Source organism: Micromonospora sp. M51, assembly GCF_018070305.1.
GTDB classification, from domain to species: Bacteria; Actinomycetota; Actinomycetes; order Mycobacteriales; family Micromonosporaceae; genus Micromonospora; species Micromonospora parva.
Genome location: NZ_JAGPXZ010000906.1, coordinates 1 through 2,205 on the forward strand (window position 1 = coordinate 1; position 2,205 = coordinate 2,205).

The 2,205-nt window shown below is 72.5% G+C and carries 2 protein-coding genes; one reads left to right on the forward strand and one right to left on the reverse strand.

The genetic code is table 11. From position 1 onward, the window contains the following. The coding region (locus KBX53_RS30540; RefSeq protein ID WP_210863175.1) for a S1 RNA-binding domain-containing protein at window positions 1-419 on the forward strand (419 nt) is incomplete at its 5' end. Window positions 420-617: 198 nt separating this feature from the next. Here KBX53_RS30540 and KBX53_RS30545 read toward each other — a convergent pair. Next, window positions 618-1,565 (reverse strand): DUF389 domain-containing protein, encoded by a 948-nt coding sequence (locus KBX53_RS30545; RefSeq protein WP_210863177.1) that lies wholly within the window; start codon window positions 1,563-1,565, stop codon window positions 618-620. Window positions 1,566-2,205: the final 640 nt, after the last annotated feature.

Sequence of the window (2,205 nt, forward strand, 5' to 3'; positions counted from 1 at the left end):
TCTCGGCGATGTCCCGGACCTTCGTGAAGGACCCCCGCGAGGTGGTGAAGTCCGGCGACGTGGTCAAGGTCCGGGTGCTCGATGTGGACGTACCCCGCAAGCGCATCTCGTTGACCCTGCGCCTGGACGACGAGCCGGCGGCCGGCGGTGCTGGTCGGACGAGCCAGGAGGGGCGTGGCGGCCCGGCGCAGCGCGCACCGCAGGGCGGTCGTGGCGGCCAGGGCGGTGGCGGCGGCCAAGGTGGCCGCGGCGGGCAGGGAGGTCGTGGCGGGCAGGGCGGTGCCGGCGGGCAGGGTGGTCGTGGCGGTCAGGGTGGTCGCGGCGGCGGGCAGCACGGCGGTCGCGGCGGGCCGCAGCGGCCGGGCGCGCCGGGGCCGGCCATCGACGCGTGGGCCCTGCGCCGCGCCGGCCTGGCCTGACCCCGGTCAACCGGCGCGAGCGATCGACCGAAACGCCCCCGCCACAGCAGATCTTGGACAGTTTCCGTTCAGACGGAACGGAAACTGTCCAAGATCGGAGTCCGTCCGGGCGACGACCCGCGCGAAACGCGAGCCAGGCCGATGACGTGGTCGCGGCCGGTGGCCGCGACGGTGAGTCGATCCCGTTGCGGACGCTGCTCACCCGGTTGCTGGACGACGGGACCGACGAGCCAGACCCCACCACCAGACCTGCTGCACCACGAGGGTGAGCAGTCCGGCCAGGACGATCGCACACAGGTTGATCACCAGTTGGAGGGCCGAGCCGCCCGCTTCGTCCCACACTCCGTAGGCGGCGGCCACCGCCACGTTCGCGGCGGCCGGGACCGTGGTCACCGAGATCAGCACGCCGACCAGGCTGCCGGACTTCTTCGACGTCAACGAGAGCATCCCGGCCACGCCGGCAAGTAGACCGACCACCCAGGACAGCGCGTCCGGCCGCCAGATGAAGTCGGTGAGCGGACGTTCGGCGAGCAGCATCTCCCGACTGACCAGGCCGGCGGCGGTCAACGCCCAGGTGCTCAGCACGGTGACCGCCATGGCCGCCATAAAACCGACAGTCAGGGCCAGCACCGAGCGGCCGATCACGTCCAACCGACGACGTAGCAACGCCACGCAGAGCGCGGCGAGCGGGCCGAACTCCGGACCGACCACCATCGCCCCGACAATGAGGATCGGCTGGTCCAACAGCACACCGATGCCGGCGATCATGGTGGCCACCACGATCAGCACGAGGTAGGTGCCGGACAGTTCGGTCTGCTCGCCGGTCTTCGCGGCGATCTCGTCCCAGACCACCGCGTCCGCCCCGCTGCCCGGTGCCCGCTCCGCCGCCCGGTCAGCCGCGGCGGAGACGGTCAACTCCACATCGTCGGCCGCGATGCCGCCGGTGTCGTCCACCCCCATCCGCCGCAACTCCTGCAACACCCGGTCGGCGCTCTCCCGCACGACGTCGAACTGGATGAGGTCGCCCGGGGGCTGCCGGGCGACGCCGGGCAGCACCACCAGGTGGGTCACGCCGGGCTCGGCGGCCAGCAGGTCGATCACGTTCGCCGACTGCTCCGGCGAAGCGATCACCCTCAGGTGCAGCACGTGTCCTCCCCCTCACCCGACCGGCCGGTCCCCTACCCGCCCGACCGGCCGGTCGAGACCCTACCGCCCGGCCGCCGGCCGCACGGACCGCAGGAGGGCGTACGGCTGCTGAACCCGCAATGGCCTGGTCGATCGACCCTGCCCGGCGACGCGTGCCGGGCGCAACCACGCGGCGGGTTGCCGGGCAGGGCAGCCGCGCCGGGCAAAGAACCTCTTGCGGCATCCTTTGGAGCTGATGCGGCAAACGAATCGCGCCGTATCCCGCGCCACCGCGTCGCTCCGAATCTGATACGACGAGCGGGTCATGCCGTGATGTCACAAACGGGTCAGCTCGAAAGGACTCGCCAAGCACTCCCAGACCGGGCGCGGGACACAGGTGGCGCAGGGGAGGACGGGGCCGTCCGCAGCGGCGGCTGTGGACGACCCCGCGCAGCGCCCGCTCGACCCGCTCGGCACTGGCGGCGCGCGGAGAGCGAATGGCCGCAGGAGCGCAGCGGCGGCTGGACGCTGTCATCGACCTGGGTGCGGTCGGCGTGGTCGACCCCGCGGTGGACCTGATCGTCCGGCACACGCTGCGGGCCGCACTCGACTGAGCCGGTGGCGTACCGTCTCCCTCGTGGGTGAGCGGGACGCCCGGGAG